This is a genomic window from Devosia sp. (assembly GCF_034675085.1).
In the GTDB taxonomy this organism is placed as follows: domain Bacteria; phylum Pseudomonadota; class Alphaproteobacteria; order Rhizobiales; family Devosiaceae; genus Devosia.
Map to the genome: position 1 here is coordinate 1 of NZ_JAUCDN010000058.1, position 13,811 is coordinate 13,811.

Consider the following 13,811-nt stretch of genomic DNA (forward strand, 5'->3'; position numbering starts at 1 on the left):
AGAACGACATCCTCAAGGAGTTCATGGTCCGCAACACCTATATCTACCCGCCCGAGCCCTCCATGCGCATCATTGGCGACATCATCGCCCACACCGCGCGCCACATGCCCAAATTCAACTCCATCTCCATTTCCGGCTATCACATGCATGAGGCCGGGGCGACGGCGGTGCAGGAGCTTGCCTATACGCTGGCCGATGGCATGGACTATGTGCGCGCGGCGCAGGCCCGAGGCCTCGATATCGACGGTTTCGCCGGACGGCTGAGCTTCTTTTTCGGCATCGGCATGAATTTCTTCCTCGAAATCGCCAAGCTTCGCGCCGCCCGCCAACTCTGGAGCGAGATCATGACCGGGCTGGGCGCGAAGGATGCACGCTCCAAGATGCTGCGCACCCATTGCCAGACCTCGGGCGTATCGCTCACCGAGCAGGACCCGCATAACAATGTCATCCGCACCACCATCGAGGCGCTGGCCGCCACTTTGGGCGGCACGCAGAGCCTGCATACCAACAGCTTCGACGAAGCCATTGCGCTCCCCACCGAGTTTTCCAGCCGCCTCGCGCGCAACACCCAGCTTATCCTCCAGCACGAAAGCCGCATCACCGATGTGGTCGATCCCCTGGGCGGCTCCTATTATATCGAGGCGCTGACCGCCGAACTGGTCGCCAAGGCGCGCGAATTGATCGCCGAGGCCGAGGCCCAGGGCGGTATGACCGCCGCCGTGCAGGCGGGCGGGCCGAAAATGGCCATCGAGGAAGCCGCCGCCCTCAGGCAGGCGCGGGTCGATCGCGGCGAGGATGTCATTGTCGGGGTCAATCGCTATCGGCTCGATGCCGAAGAGGCCATCGAGGTGCGCGAGATCGACAATGACAAGGTGCGCGCCGAACAGATCGCCCAGCTCCAGCGCATCCGGGCCAGCCGCGACGAGGCCAGATGCCAGTCCATGCTCTCCGCCTTGCGCGAATACGCCGCCAAGGACGAGGGCAATCTGCTCGAAGCGGCCATCGAGGCGGCGCGGGCGCGGGCCAGCCTGGGCGAGATTTCCCAGGCCATGGAAGATGTTTTCGGCCGCCACCGCGCCACCACCAAGGTCATTTCTGGCGTCTATGCCGGGGGCTATGGCGACGATCCGCAGCTTAAATCCGTCATTGCCCGCATCGATGCCTTCAAGGCGGCGCGCGGGCGGGCGCCCTCCATTTTCATCGCCAAGATGGGCCAGGACGGGCATGACCGCGGCGCCAAGATCATCGCTTCGGCCTTTGCCGATCTGGGCTTTGTCACCCATATGGGCGACCTGTTCGAAACCGCGCCGGAAGTGGCGGGCCATGCCGATGCGCTCAAGGTCGACGCCGTTGGTGTTTCCTCGCTGGCCGCCGGCCACAAGACGCTGGTGCCCGAGTTGATCCAAGCCCTCAAGGCGCGCGGGCTGGGCGATGTCACCGTGGTGGTGGGCGGGGTCATTCCCGAGCCCGACTACGCATTCTTATACGAGGCGGGCGTCGCCGCGATTTTCGGCCCCGGCACCAATGTGCTCGACGCCGCCTTTTCCGTGCTCAACGAGATCGAGGGGAGGCTGAGCAACCGATGATCGGCCGCCTCAACCATATCGCCATCGCCGTGCCCGACCTGGCCGCCGCCATGGCGCGCTACCGCGATCTTCTCGGCGGCAGGGTCAGCGCCGTGCAGGTGCTGCCCGAGCACGGGGTTTCCGTCGCCTTTGTCGATACCGGCAACACCAAGGTGGAACTGCTCGAACCCCTGGGCGCCGATTCCCCCATCGCCGCGTTCCTGGCCAAATCCCCCAATGGCGGCATGCACCATATCTGCTACGAGGTCGCCGATCTCGCCGCCGCCGCCGCAAGGCTCACCGCCGGGGGCGCCCGCATTCTGGGCGATGGCCGGCCGCGCATCGGCGCCCATGGCAAGCCTGTCCTCTTCCTGCATCCCAAGGATTTCGACGGCACGCTGATCGAGCTTGAGCAGGAGTGAGCTTTCCCTCGCTTTCGTTCTGGCCTAAATCTGGTTCAAACGAAAGCGAGGCGCATGCCCCATCTCAGTCCCAGGCAGCAGGCCATCCTCGATCTGGCCCGCCAGCAGGCCCGGGTCGATGTCGACCGGCTCGCCACCCATTTCGCCGTTTCGGTGCAGACCATCCGCAAGGATCTCAACGCCCTGTGCGAGCAGCGCCTGCTGGCGCGCATCCATGGCGGGGCGGTGCTGCCCTCGGGGGTGGAAAATCTCGAATATGAGGCGCGCCGGCGCATCGCCGCCGAGGCCAAAGAGGGGATCGGCCGCGCCGCCGCCGCGCTCATCCCCGACCACGCCTCGCTCTTCATCAATATCGGCACCACCACCGAGGCGGTGAGCCAGGCGCTGCTCGACCATGCCGGGCTCCTGGTCGTCACCAATAATATCAATGTCGCCAATCGCATGCGCGTCTATCCGCGCTTCGAAGTGGTCATCGCCGGCGGGGTGGTGCGTCCCTCCGATGGCGGCATTGTGGGGGAGGCGGCGGCCGGCTTTTTCTCCCAGTTCAAGGTCGACTACGCCATTATCGGCGCCTCGGCGCTGGACGAGGAGGGCGCGCTTTTCGATTACGACTATCGCGAGGTCAAGGTGGCCCAGGCCATCATCGCCAATGCCCGCCATGTCATCCTCGTCGCCGACCAGGGCAAGTTCGCCCGCTCCGCCCCGGTGCGCATCGCCCGCATCGGCCAGATCGGCTCCTTCGTCACCGACCACTGCCCCTCCGGGCCCTTCCGCCGGCTCTGCGCCGAGGCCGGCGTCAAGCTGATCGAAACGCAATAGGGCGCGGTGTTAAATCGAACCCCGCCCTTCTCAAACCCACCACAATCGGGCATGAGGCTTGTATGGAAGAGGAGGCATGACATGGCCGATGAACGGGGACGCTTTGGCATTGGCGTGGTGGGTGCGGGCATGGGGGCCAAGCCCCATGCCCTGGCTTTGCAGGCGCTGGAAGACAAGGTCAACGTGATCGGCGTCTATCGGCGCGACGCGGCCAAGCGCGCCGAGTTCTGCGCGACCTATGGCTTTGCCGAGGCCGAGGATTACGACGCGCTGCTGGCCGATCCCCGGCTCGATGCCGTATTGGTGCTGACCACGCCCAATGCGCGCGAGGAGATCGTCGCCAGGGCGGCGGCGGCCGGCAAGCATGTGCTGATGGAAAAGCCGGTGGAGCGCAGCCTGGCGGCCGCACAACGGATCGTCGCCAGTTGCGAGGATGCCGGGGTCACGCTCGGCATCATCTTCCAGCATCGCTTCCGCCGCGCCTCGCGCTATCTCGCCGCCGCCATTGCCGAAAACCGCTTCGGCGCGCTGGAGGCGGTGCATCTGGTGGTGCCCTGGTGGCGGCCGCAGCAGGGCTATTACGACCAGCCCGGACGGGGCACGCTGGCCCAGGATGGCGGCGGGGTGCTCATCACCCAGGCCATCCATTCACTCGATCTGATGCTGAGCCTGTGCGGCGGTATTGCCGCCGTGACCGCCATGGCGCGCACCACACGCCTCCACCAGATGGAGACCGAGGATTTCGTCGCCGGCGGGCTGGAATTTGCCAATGGCGCGGTCGGCGCGCTGATGGCCACCACCGCCAGCTTTCCCGGCGGGCCCGAAACCCTCACTCTCAATTTCGCCCGCGCCAGCGCCAGCCTCGCGGCCGGCAACCTGACCATCCACACCCATGATGGCCAGGTCATCACCGAGGGCGAAACCAGCCAGGGCGGCGGCGGCGCCGACCCCATGGCCTTCCCCTTCGACTGGCATCAGGCCCAGATTGAGGATTTCATCGCTGCCGTGCGCGCGAACCGCCAGCCCCTCTCCACCGGCCATTCTGCCCTCAAGGTGCACGCCCTCATCGAAGCGCTGATGCAATCCTCGCGCGAGGGTAAACGGGTGGTGCTTTAGCCATTTAGCCATGCCCTCCCCTTCCTCGATGTCGTCCTCGCGCAGGCCGGGATCCATCCTGAGATGCTGCAACCGACACAATATCAGGATCGGCCCCGGGTCGCGCCCGGGGCGACAGGGTGGTCGAGGTGGGTGGGAGGCCCTAAACCGCCGCCGCTTTCTTGGCCAGCCTAGCCTTGATGCTGGCGACGTCGGCATTGGGCGTCGCGGCGAACAGGGTCTTGGTATAGTCGTGCTGCGGATCGGCGAAGACGCGCTCGCGCGAGCCATGCTCCACCACATCGCCGAAATACATCACCATCACCTCGTCGGCGATGTAGCGCACCACGCTCAGATCGTGGCTGATGAACACATAGGTCAGCCCGAACTCGTCCTGCAAATCCTTGAGCAGGTTGAGGATCTGGGCCTGCACCGAAAGATCGAGCGCCGAGACCGGTTCGTCCAGCACCAGGAAGCTGGGATTGAGCATCAGCGCGCGGGCGATGGCGATGCGCTGGCGCTGCCCGCCCGAGAACATGTGCGGATAGCGGTTGAAATGCTCCGGCCCCAGCCCGACCTTGACCAGCATGGCCATGGCCTTTTCGCGCCGCTCCGCCGGCTTCATGTCGGTGTTGAGCAGCAGCGGCTCGGCCAGTACGTCGCCGATCTTCTGGCGCGGATTGAGCGAGCCATAGGGGTTCTGGAAGACGATCTGCACCTTGCGGCGCATTTCGGGGGTGACGTGATTGGCGTCCACCGGCGCGCCGTCGATCAGGATTTCGCCCGAGGTGGGCGGATCGATCAGCGTGATCATGCGCGCCAGGGTGGACTTGCCGCAGCCGCTTTCGCCCACCACCGCCAGGGTCTTGCCCTTTTCCAGCGTAAAGGACACGTCCTTGACCGCCGAAACGGTCTTGGCCGGGCGCAGGAAGCCCCCGGAAGAGACGTAGTCGCGCCGCAGGTGGCGTACTTCGAGAACGGGCGTGCTCATCAATGCGTCCCCGGAGCGGCTTCGAACAGCATGTCGGATACGGTGGGAAGCCGGTCGCCCACGGCATTTTCCGGCAGTGCGGACAGCAGCGCCCGCGTATAGTTGGAGCGGGGATTTTCGAAGAGCGAGAGCACGTCGGCCTCTTCCATCTTGTGTCCCTTATATTGCACGATCACGCGGTCGGCGGTTTCGGCCACCACGCCCATGTCGTGGGTGATCATGATCAGCCCCATGCCGGTCTCGGCCTGGAGCTGCACCAGCAGGTCCAGGATCTGCTTCTGCATGGTCACGTCCAGCGCCGTGGTCGGCTCGTCGGCGATCAGCAGCTTGGGATTGCAGGAAATGGCCATGGCGATCATGACGCGCTGGCATTGCCCGCCGCTCATCTGATGGGGGAAGGCACCCAGCTTGTCGGCGGCGTCGCGGATACCCACCAGCTCGAGCAACTCCATGGCGCGGGCCTGCGCCGCCCGGCCCTTGAGCCCGAGATGCTTTTGCAGCACCTCCCCGATCTGGAAGCCGACGGTGAAGCAGGGATTGAGGCTCGCCACAGGTTCCTGGAAGATCATGGCGATATCGCGCCCGATGATCTCGCGCTTTTCGCGCGGGCTCATGGCCAGCAGGTCCCTGCCCTCGAACTCCATGCGGTCGGCGGTGACGGTGGCCGAGGCCGGCAACAGGCCCATGGCGGCCAGCATGGCCACCGACTTGCCCGAGCCCGATTCCCCGACAATGGCCAGCACCTCGCGCGGCTCGACGGAGATGTCGATGCCGTCCACGGCCTTGAACAGGCCCGCCGAGGTGTCGAAGGCGACGGTGAGGTTCTTGATATCGAGAAGGGGCATGGCTCAGCTCCGCTTCAGCTTGGGGTCGAGCGCGTCGCGCAGCCCGTCGCCGATCAGGTTGATGGCGAGAACTGTGATGAGGATGGCCAGGCCGGGGAAGGTGACCACCCAGGGCGCCTTGATGATGAATTCGCGCGCCGTGGCCAGCATGGTGCCCCATTCCGGCGTCGGGGGCTGGGCGCCCATGCCCAGAAAGCCCAGCGCCGCCGCTTCGAGGATGGCGTTGGAAAAGCTCAGCGTCGCCTGCACGATCAGCGGCCCCAGGCAATTGGGCAGGATCGTCACCAGCATGAGGCGGAAATGCCCGGCGCCCGAAAGCTTGGCGGCGGTCACATATTCGCGGTTCTTTTCTGCCATCACCGCCGCCCGTACCAGGCGGGCGAAATGGGGTTGCAGCACCAGCGCGATGGCGATCATGGCGTTGAACAGGCCGGGGCCGAGAATGGCCACCAGCACCAGCGCCAGCAGCAGCGGGGGGAAGGCGAGGATGATGTCCATGACGCGCATGATGACGACATCGACCCAGCCGCGGAAATAGCCGGCCAGCACGCCCAGAACCACCCCGACCACCAGCGCGCCGGAAACGACGAAGAAACCGATGAACAGCGAGAAGCGGGCGCCGTGGATGAGGCGCGAAAGCATGTCGCGACCCACCGGGTCGGTGCCCAGGAGGAAGCGCGGATCGCCCTTGGGGTCCCAGATGGGGGGCTTGAGCAGCGCGTCGCGATATTGCTCGTCGGGCAGATGCGGGGCGACCAGCGGCGCGAAGATCGCCACCACCAGCAACAGGCCGAAAACGACGAGGCCGAGCACGGCGCCGCGATTGACGGAGAAATAGTGCCAGAATTCGCGCAGGCCCGAGACGGGGCGGGCGGCGGTGGCGGGTTCGGAAGCAAGAGCCATTCTAGCGCACCCGGATTCGCGGATTGATGAGGGCGTAGAGCAGGTCGACAGCCAGGTTCACCGCCATGACGATCAGGGCGATGATCAAGAGGCCCGATTGCACCACGACATAATCGCGCTTGGAAATGGAATCGATCATCCACTTGCCGATGCCCGGCCAGGTGAAGATGGTTTCGGTGAGGATGGCGCCGCCCATGAGCAGCCCCACCTGCAGGCCGATGGTGGTCACCACCGGGATCAGCGCATTGCGCAGCGCATGCACATTGATGACGCGGCGCGGCGACATGCCCTTGGCGCGGGCGGTGCGCACATAGTCCTCGCCCAAGACTTCCAGCATGGCCGAACGCGTCTGGCGGGCGATGACGGCCAGGGGAATGGTGCCCAGCACCACCGCCGGCAGGATCAGGTGGCGCAGCGCCGAGACGAAGGCCGGCCAGTTGCCGTAGAGCAGGGTGTCGATCAGCATGAAGCCGGTGATGGGCTTCAAGAAGAAGGATAGCGCGATGCGCCCGGACACCGGTGTCCAGCCCAGATAGCCGGAAAAGAAGATGATGAGCAGAAGGCCCCACCAGAAGATGGGCATGGAGTAGCCGGTCAGCGCCACGCCCATGGTCATCTGGTCGAACCAGCTTCCGCGCTTGACGGCGGCGAAGATGCCGGCGGGAATGCCGATGGCCACGGCCAGGAACATGGCACACAGCGCCAGTTCCACCGTAGCCGGGAACAGGGTCATGAATTCATTGATCACCGGGCGCTTGGTGGCGAGCGAAATGCCGAAATCGCCCTGCAGCACGCTGCCCAGATAATTGAAGTATTGCTGCCAGATCGGCAGATTGTAGCCGAACTGCTCCTTGAGGATTTCGTAGCGTTCCGGCGTCACGCCATGCTGACCGGCCATGGCCAGGATAGGGTCGCCCGGCAGAACGCGGACAAAGGCGAAGGCGCAGATGGAAATGCCGATAATTGTCGGCACCACCAGCGCCAGCTTGCGAAGGATATAGGTCAGCATGAGCGGGTCTTTGCCCCTGGAGCGGGCGGCCTGACTCTGGCGCGCCGATCCGTTTCCTGTTGTGGCGGGGCTTCGTGCCGTCCGGCCGGCCCCGGCCTGTCTTTAAAAAAGGGGGAGCCCCGTTCCTTGGCGGATCGAGGCTCCGAAGCGGTGCGGAATGGGCGAAAGCCTATTCCTGGATATCCACGCCCACGAAGCTGTGGGTGCCCAGCGGGCTCATGGCATAGTTCAGCACGGTCTTCTTCATCGGCATGAACACGCGGCTATGAGCCAGGGTGATCGCGGGTTCCTCGGCCTTGAAGATTTCCTGGGCCTTGGTGTAGAGCGCGGTGCGCTCCGCCGGATCGGAAACGCGCTTGGCTTCCTGGATGGCAGCCTCGAACTCGTCATTGCACCAGCTCGAATAGTTGCTCACGCCGATGGCCGAGCACGAGAAGAGCGTGGCAAAGAAGTTGTCCGGGTCGCCATTGTCGCCGGTCCAGCCGATCATGAACGGACCCTTGCGGTCGGCCTGCTTGCCGCGCTCGCGATATTCGGTCCACTCATAGGTGACGATGTTGGCGGTGACGCCGACCTTGGCCCAGTCGGCCTGGATCAGCTCGGCAACGCGCTGGCCATTGGGATTGTAGGGGCGCGAGACCGGGATGGCCCACAGATCGGTGGTCAGCCCGCTGACGCCGGCGGCGTCGAGCATTTCCTTGGCCTTGACCGGATCGTAGACATCGGCCGGGATGGCGTCGTCATAGGACCACATGGTGGGCGGGATCAGGTTCTTGGCGTCCTGGCCGGCACCCTGGTAGACGGCGTCGATGATGGCCGACTTGTCGATGGCCATGGTCAGCGCCTTGCGCACTTCGGCATTGTCGAAGGGCGCTTCGGTGGTGTTGTAGGAGATGTAGCCGATATTCAGGCCTTCCTGCTCCAGAACCACCAGATCCTCGTCGCCCTGGAGGGCTTCCAGGTCGGCCGGGGCCGGATAGGGCATGATATCGCATTCGCCGGCGATCAGGCGCTGGGCGCGCACCGAGGCGTCGGTGGTGATGGCGAAGATCAGGTCGTCGATCGGCTGCTTGCCGTTCCAGTAGTCGGCGAAGGCCTGGTAGCGGATGACGGTGTCGAGCTGGTAGTCGACGAACTGGAACGGGCCGGTGCCGACCGGCTGGGTCGAGAAGGCGGCCTTGTCGCCGGCAGCGTCGAGCTGGTCGGCATATTCCTTGGACACGATCGAGGCGAACTGCATGGCCAGGTTGGCCAGCATCGGCGCGTTGGGCTCGGTCAGGGTCAGCTTGACGGTGAGGTCATCGACCTTTTCCAGCGCGGCGATGTATTTGGGCATGTCCATGCCCTGGAAATAGTCCCAGGTCATGCCTTCGAGATATTCGTACCAGGGATTGTCGGACTTCCACTGGCGCTCGAAGGAGAAGATCACGTCGTCGGCGTTCAGGTCGCGCGTCGGGGTGAAATAGGGCTGGGTGTGCCACTTGACGCCGGGGCGCAGGTGGAAGGTGTAGACCAGGCCGTCATCGGAGATTTCCCAGCTCTCGGCCAGGCCGGGGATCACCTCGGTGCTGCCGGGGGCGAATTCAACCAGACGTTCGAAGATGGTGTGGGCGGAGGCATCGAAGTCGTTGCCACCGGTCAGCGGGCCGGGATCGAAATGCGAAGGCGAGGCTTCCGAGCAATAGATGAGCTGCTTGGCCTGCGCCGCGCCGGCAGCAAGAGCCAGCAGGGCGGTCGCCGCCAACAGGGTCTTCATCAGTTTCATATTTGGTGTCTCCCGAAATATTCTTGCGCCCCCGGCTGGGTTCTCCGGGAGCTTGGGCCACACCAAAGCGCAGTTTTGGAAAAGGTGCAATGGGAGTTTCTGACCATTTGGTCAATCTTGTGACGGCTGCGGCATCATTCCACAGGATTGGACGGTTTTTACACTTCCGGTTCGCCCCGTTGCTGGAAAAATGGCATGGACAGGCAGGGAGGCCGCCATGAAATCGTCCGTCACCAGCCTTATCGCCGCGATCGTCCTGCTGGCCGGCCCCGCCGGAGCGCAGGAGGCGGGCTGGCATTATTCCCCCCTGCCCGGCGAGGGCGACCGGGCCGCCCTGGGCTGCGCACTCGGCTCCACGCCCGAAAGCCACGCCTGCGTGGCGGTGCGCTGCGAGGATGATTTTTCCATCGGGGTCCATATCATGACCAGCCGCGCCGGGAGCGATGCGGGCGATTGGGCCGTCACCATCGACAAGCAGACGCGCCGCGTGGAGGCGGTGGCGGGGGAACCCTATGGCGCCCGCATCGTCACCGGGATAGACTGGCTGCTTGAAAATCTCGCCCACGGCGCGGTGGCCTATCTCGAACCCGAAAGCGGGCCGCCCATGCCCGTCAATCATATCCCGCTCGATGGCTCGCTGCGCACCATCACCCAGGCTCTGGCCTATTGTGCGCCAAGGCGGCCCGCCCAGAGCGAACCGCAGGCCGGCAACGGCGTTTAACCAATGCATTTCTAATGGAGATTATCATGGATCGGCGCCCTCTTGGCCGCAGCGAAATCGTCATCGAGCCCCTGGTTCTGGGGGGCAATGTCTTCGGCTGGACCGTGGACGAGGCCCAGGCCTTCAAAATCCTGGACGCCTATGCCGAAGCCGGCTTCACCGCCATCGACACCGCCGAAGGCTATCCCAACTGGGTGCCGGGCAATCCCCCGGGCCTGAGCGAAACCATCATCGGAAACTGGCTCAAGGCGCGCGGCAACCGCGCCGGCATGCATATCTTCACCAAGGTCAATTCCGGCAAGCAGCCGGGCGGGCTTGGCGCCGAGGCCATCCGCAATGGCATCGAGGCCTCGCTCAAGCGGCTTCAGACCGATTATGTCGACCTGTATTTCAGCCATTGGCCGGACGCCGAAACCAGCCATGAGGAAACGCTGGAGGCCTATGACCCGCTGGTGCGGTCGGGCAAGGTAAGGGCGATCGGCGCCTCGAACTATACTGCCGCGATGGTGGAGGAGGCCCACAAGGTTTCGGTGGTCAAGTCGCTGCCGCGCTATGAAGTGCTCCAGCCGCGCTACAATCTCTACGACCGCGCCGAATTCGAGGCGCTGCTGCCCACCATCGCGGACAACGAGATGGGCGCCATTGTCTATTACAGCCTCGCCTCGGGCTTTCTGAGCGGCAAATATCGCTCCAAGGCCGATCTGGGCAAATCCGCCCGTGGCGGCGGCATCGAGCGTTACATGGACGACAAGGGCATGAAGATCCTGGCCGCTTTGGACGCGGTCGCCGCCGCCCACGACGCCACCCCGGCCGAAGTGTCGCTGGCCTGGCTGGTCGCCCAGCCCGGCGTCACCGCCCCCATTGCCTCGGCCACCTCGCTCGACCAGGTGCAGAGCCTGGTCAAGGGCGTTCGCCTCAAGCTCGACGACGACGCGATCGCCAGGCTGACCAAGGCGGGGGCCTGATCTATCCCACCCACCGGCCCCCCTTCTCCCCTTGCGGGAGAAGGTGCCCGAAGGGCGGATGAGGGGGCTGCGATTTCGCCACTCGCACTGAGTCTGCGGAGACACCCCTCACCCTGACCTGCCGCTAAACGCGTCAGGTCTGTCCCTCTCCCGCAAGGGGCGAGGGACGGGCCGGGGATGGGAGTATCCTCACCACTCGAACTCCGGCCCGTTCTCGCGGGCGCCGAGCAGGAAGACGTCGCTCATCAGCCGCAGCGGGGCGGCGTCGACATCGCTCTTTTTCCCATCGAGCAGCCTGGCGAAATGGGCATACATGGCCCCATATTCGTGGTCGCCATGTTCCACCACGAGTTCACCATTGACCGAAAGCCGCCGCCCTCCCCCTTCGAGCAGCAGCGTGTTGCCGGCGCGGGTGAGGATGGAGAAGGTCCAGATCTCCCCGCTTTCCTCCAGCCAGTTGAAGCCGGCGGAAAGTTGAGGCGCGTGCTTCTGGTCGGATTTGAAGGTGATCTCGACATCCACCGGGGTCTGCCGGTTGGCCGGGAAAGTGAGCCTTGCGCTTTGCACGAAGACCGGGAAGGGCATGATCTTGCTGAAGATCGAGAGCGCGTTGATGCCGGGATCGCAGACGCCGAACCCGCCCGGCTCCCACACCCAGTCCTGGCCCGGATGCCATTTGCGCACGCTTTCGCGCCAGTCGATGCGCAGCGTGCTGACGCCTTCCTCGGCCAGGATCGCCCTGGTGCGGTCGACCGCTTCGTTGAACTGGGAATGCCAGGTCTGGTAGAGGACGCGGCCGCGTTTCCTGGCCTCGGCGATGAGGTCGTCCAGCTCCGAAATCGTGGTGGTGGGGGGCTTTTCCATCATCACGTCCTTGCCCGCCGCCAGTGCCTCGCGCACATATTGGTGGCGGATGCCGGGCGGGGTGCAGATGGACACCAGCTTCACGTCGGGCAGCGCGGCATAAAGCTCGGCCGGGGTCCTGAAGGCGGGCAGGCCGTTATGGCTCAGCCCGCGCGTCGAGACCGTCGCGGCCAATTCGAACGCATCCGATGCGTCGATTACCGGCAGATGCTGGTCCTGCGCGATCTTGCCCACGCCGATTACCGCGATTTTGTGCCTGGCCATGAAAGCCTCCTCACCAAGGGTGCCGCGTATAAAACAGAGCCGGATCGCCCTGCCAAGCCCATTCGTATGATTTATTGTGCACCGCCCTCAGGCGACGAGGATGGAGCGGAAATCATTGACATTGGTGCCGGTGGGCCCGGTGGTCACCAGGTCGCCGATGGCGTGGAAGGCGCCCCAGGCATCGTTGCCGGCCAGCGCCGCGAGCGGGTCGATGCCGGCCTTGCGCAGCCGCGTTGCCGTGCTGCCATCGGCATAGGCGCCGGCATTGGCCTCCGAGCCGTCTATGCCGTCGGTATCGGCGGCCAGCGCCGAAATGCCCTCCATCCCGTCGATGGCGATGGCGAAGGCGAGCAGGAATTCGGCATTGCGCCCGCCGCGCCCGCCGCTGCCGCGCAGCGTCACCGTGGTTTCCCCGCCCGAGAGCAGCACCACGGGCTTTTTGAACGGCCGGTTGCGCAGGGCGATTTCGCGCGCCATGGCCGCCAGCACCTGCGCCACGTCGCGCGATTCCCCCTCGATGGAATCGGAAAGGATCGCGGCTTCGATTCCCCGCTCGCCCGCCAGCCGGGCCGCCGCGTCCAGCGACAGCGCGGCCGAGGCGATGGTGGAGACGGAATTGCGGATAAAAATTGGGTCGTCGGGCGCCGGGGCGGGATTGTCCTCGCCGGCGAGAAGCTCCCGCGCCGCCTGCGGCAGCTCGAGCCGGTAGAGATTGGCATATTTGCGCGCCAGTTCCCGCGAGCCGGCCAGCGGGATGGTGGGGCCCGAGGCCACCAGCGACGGATCGTCTCCCGGCACGTCCGAGACCACCAGGGTCGCCACCCGCGCCGGGGCGCACAGCGCCGCCAGCCGTCCGCCCTTGAGGGTTGAGAACTGGTTGCGGATGAGGTTCATCACCGAGATCGGCGCGCCCGAGGCCAGCAATGCCCGGTTGATCGCCTGCTCGTCGGCCAGGGTCAGGCCGGGCGCCGGGGCGGGCAGCAGTGCCGAGCCGCCCCCTGAGATCAGCGCCACCACCAGGTCGTCCGGCGTCAGGCCGGCAACGAACTCGCCCAGGCGCCGCGCCGCCCGCAGCCCGGCCTCGTCGGGCACGGGATGGGAGGCTTCGACGATCTCGATGCGCTCGCAGGCCTGGCCATAGCCATAGCGGGTCACCACCAGCCCGGTGAGCGGCCCCTCCCAGGCCGCCTCGAAGGCCCGCGCCATCTGCGCCGAGGCCTTGCCGGCGCCGATGACCAGGGTGCGTCCCTTGGGTTTTTCGGGCAGGTGCCGGGCGATGCCGCGCGCCGGCTGCGCCTCGGCCACCGCATGGTGGAACATCTGTTCGAGCAGGGGACGGTTCATGATGTTAACTCTGCCTGGGCTTAGTCTGCTTGCGATTCGCCGCCGGCGAGCGTAGCCAGCAACGCGGCGGGTGGACAGTTGTCAAATGCCCGACACATGATGGCAATAGCGGCTGGTCAGGGAGATCCGATGACAGAACGATTCGCCATCTATTACGCGCCGTCCGCCACCAGCAATCTGTGGGAGCGCGCCGCCACATGGTTCGGGCGCGACGCCAGCACCGGCGAATTGCTGGGCGG

The 13,811-nt window shown here is 65.3% G+C and carries 13 protein-coding genes; 6 read left to right on the top strand and 7 right to left on the bottom strand.

Going from position 1 to position 13,811, the window contains the following annotated elements; translation table 11 throughout:
* From VDP82_RS05755 to VDP82_RS05770, 4 genes are all read left to right on the top strand, one after another.
* Positions 1-1,586, top strand: a 1,586-nt coding sequence (locus VDP82_RS05755; RefSeq protein WP_323013891.1) for a methylmalonyl-CoA mutase family protein, incomplete at its 5' end; no start/stop codon positions are given.
* Complete coding sequence (gene mce, locus VDP82_RS05760) at positions 1,583-1,987, top strand: methylmalonyl-CoA epimerase (protein WP_323013892.1); 405 nt, start codon at positions 1,583-1,585, stop codon at positions 1,985-1,987. The genes VDP82_RS05755 and mce, both read left to right, overlap by 4 nt.
* A gap of 54 nt (positions 1,988-2,041) precedes the next feature.
* Entirely contained in the window at positions 2,042-2,806 is a 765-nt protein-coding gene (locus VDP82_RS05765) for a DeoR/GlpR family DNA-binding transcription regulator (RefSeq protein ID WP_323013893.1), read from the top strand.
* An 81-nt stretch (positions 2,807-2,887) separates the two neighbouring features.
* Positions 2,888-3,922 (top strand): Gfo/Idh/MocA family oxidoreductase, encoded by a 1,035-nt coding sequence (locus VDP82_RS05770; protein ID WP_323013894.1) that lies wholly within the window; start codon positions 2,888-2,890, stop codon positions 3,920-3,922.
* A 142-nt stretch (positions 3,923-4,064) separates the two neighbouring features.
* Here the strand turns inward: VDP82_RS05770 and VDP82_RS05775 are convergent, their stop codons facing one another.
* The 5 genes from VDP82_RS05775 to VDP82_RS05795 form a co-directional block, all read right to left on the bottom strand.
* Positions 4,065-4,892, bottom strand: coding sequence for a dipeptide ABC transporter ATP-binding protein (locus VDP82_RS05775; RefSeq protein WP_323013895.1), 828 nt, complete (start codon positions 4,890-4,892; stop codon positions 4,065-4,067).
* Positions 4,892-5,737 (bottom strand): ABC transporter ATP-binding protein, encoded by an 846-nt coding sequence (locus VDP82_RS05780; protein ID WP_323013896.1) that lies wholly within the window; start codon positions 5,735-5,737, stop codon positions 4,892-4,894. The genes VDP82_RS05775 and VDP82_RS05780 overlap by 1 nt, the downstream gene beginning before the upstream one ends.
* Positions 5,738-5,740: 3 nt before the next feature.
* Complete coding sequence (locus VDP82_RS05785; RefSeq protein ID WP_323013897.1) at positions 5,741-6,640, bottom strand: ABC transporter permease subunit; 900 nt, start codon at positions 6,638-6,640, stop codon at positions 5,741-5,743.
* A 1-nt stretch (position 6,641) separates the two neighbouring features.
* Entirely contained in the window at positions 6,642-7,649 is a 1,008-nt protein-coding gene (locus VDP82_RS05790; RefSeq protein WP_323013898.1) for an ABC transporter permease subunit, read from the bottom strand.
* Positions 7,650-7,818: 169 nt separating this feature from the next.
* Complete coding sequence (locus VDP82_RS05795) at positions 7,819-9,414, bottom strand: ABC transporter substrate-binding protein (protein WP_323013899.1); 1,596 nt, start codon at positions 9,412-9,414, stop codon at positions 7,819-7,821.
* Between the two features lie 217 nt (positions 9,415-9,631).
* Between VDP82_RS05795 and VDP82_RS05800 the strand changes: the two genes are divergently transcribed.
* A complete protein-coding gene (locus VDP82_RS05800) occupies positions 9,632-10,135 on the top strand; it encodes a hypothetical protein (protein WP_323013900.1) in 504 nt (167 codons plus the stop codon).
* 26 nt (positions 10,136-10,161) lie between these two features.
* Positions 10,162-11,100, top strand: a complete 939-nt coding sequence (locus VDP82_RS05805; protein ID WP_323013901.1) for an aldo/keto reductase — start codon at positions 10,162-10,164, stop codon at positions 11,098-11,100.
* Positions 11,101-11,289: 189 nt separating this feature from the next.
* Here the strand turns inward: VDP82_RS05805 and VDP82_RS05810 are convergent, their stop codons facing one another.
* Together VDP82_RS05810 and VDP82_RS05815 are read right to left on the bottom strand one after the other, a co-directional pair.
* Positions 11,290-12,228 (bottom strand): Gfo/Idh/MocA family oxidoreductase, encoded by a 939-nt coding sequence (locus VDP82_RS05810; RefSeq protein WP_323013902.1) that lies wholly within the window; start codon positions 12,226-12,228, stop codon positions 11,290-11,292.
* A gap of 87 nt (positions 12,229-12,315) precedes the next feature.
* Positions 12,316-13,572, bottom strand: coding sequence for a glycerate kinase type-2 family protein (locus VDP82_RS05815; RefSeq protein ID WP_416347082.1), 1,257 nt, complete (start codon positions 13,570-13,572; stop codon positions 12,316-12,318).
* Positions 13,573-13,811: the final 239 nt, after the last annotated feature.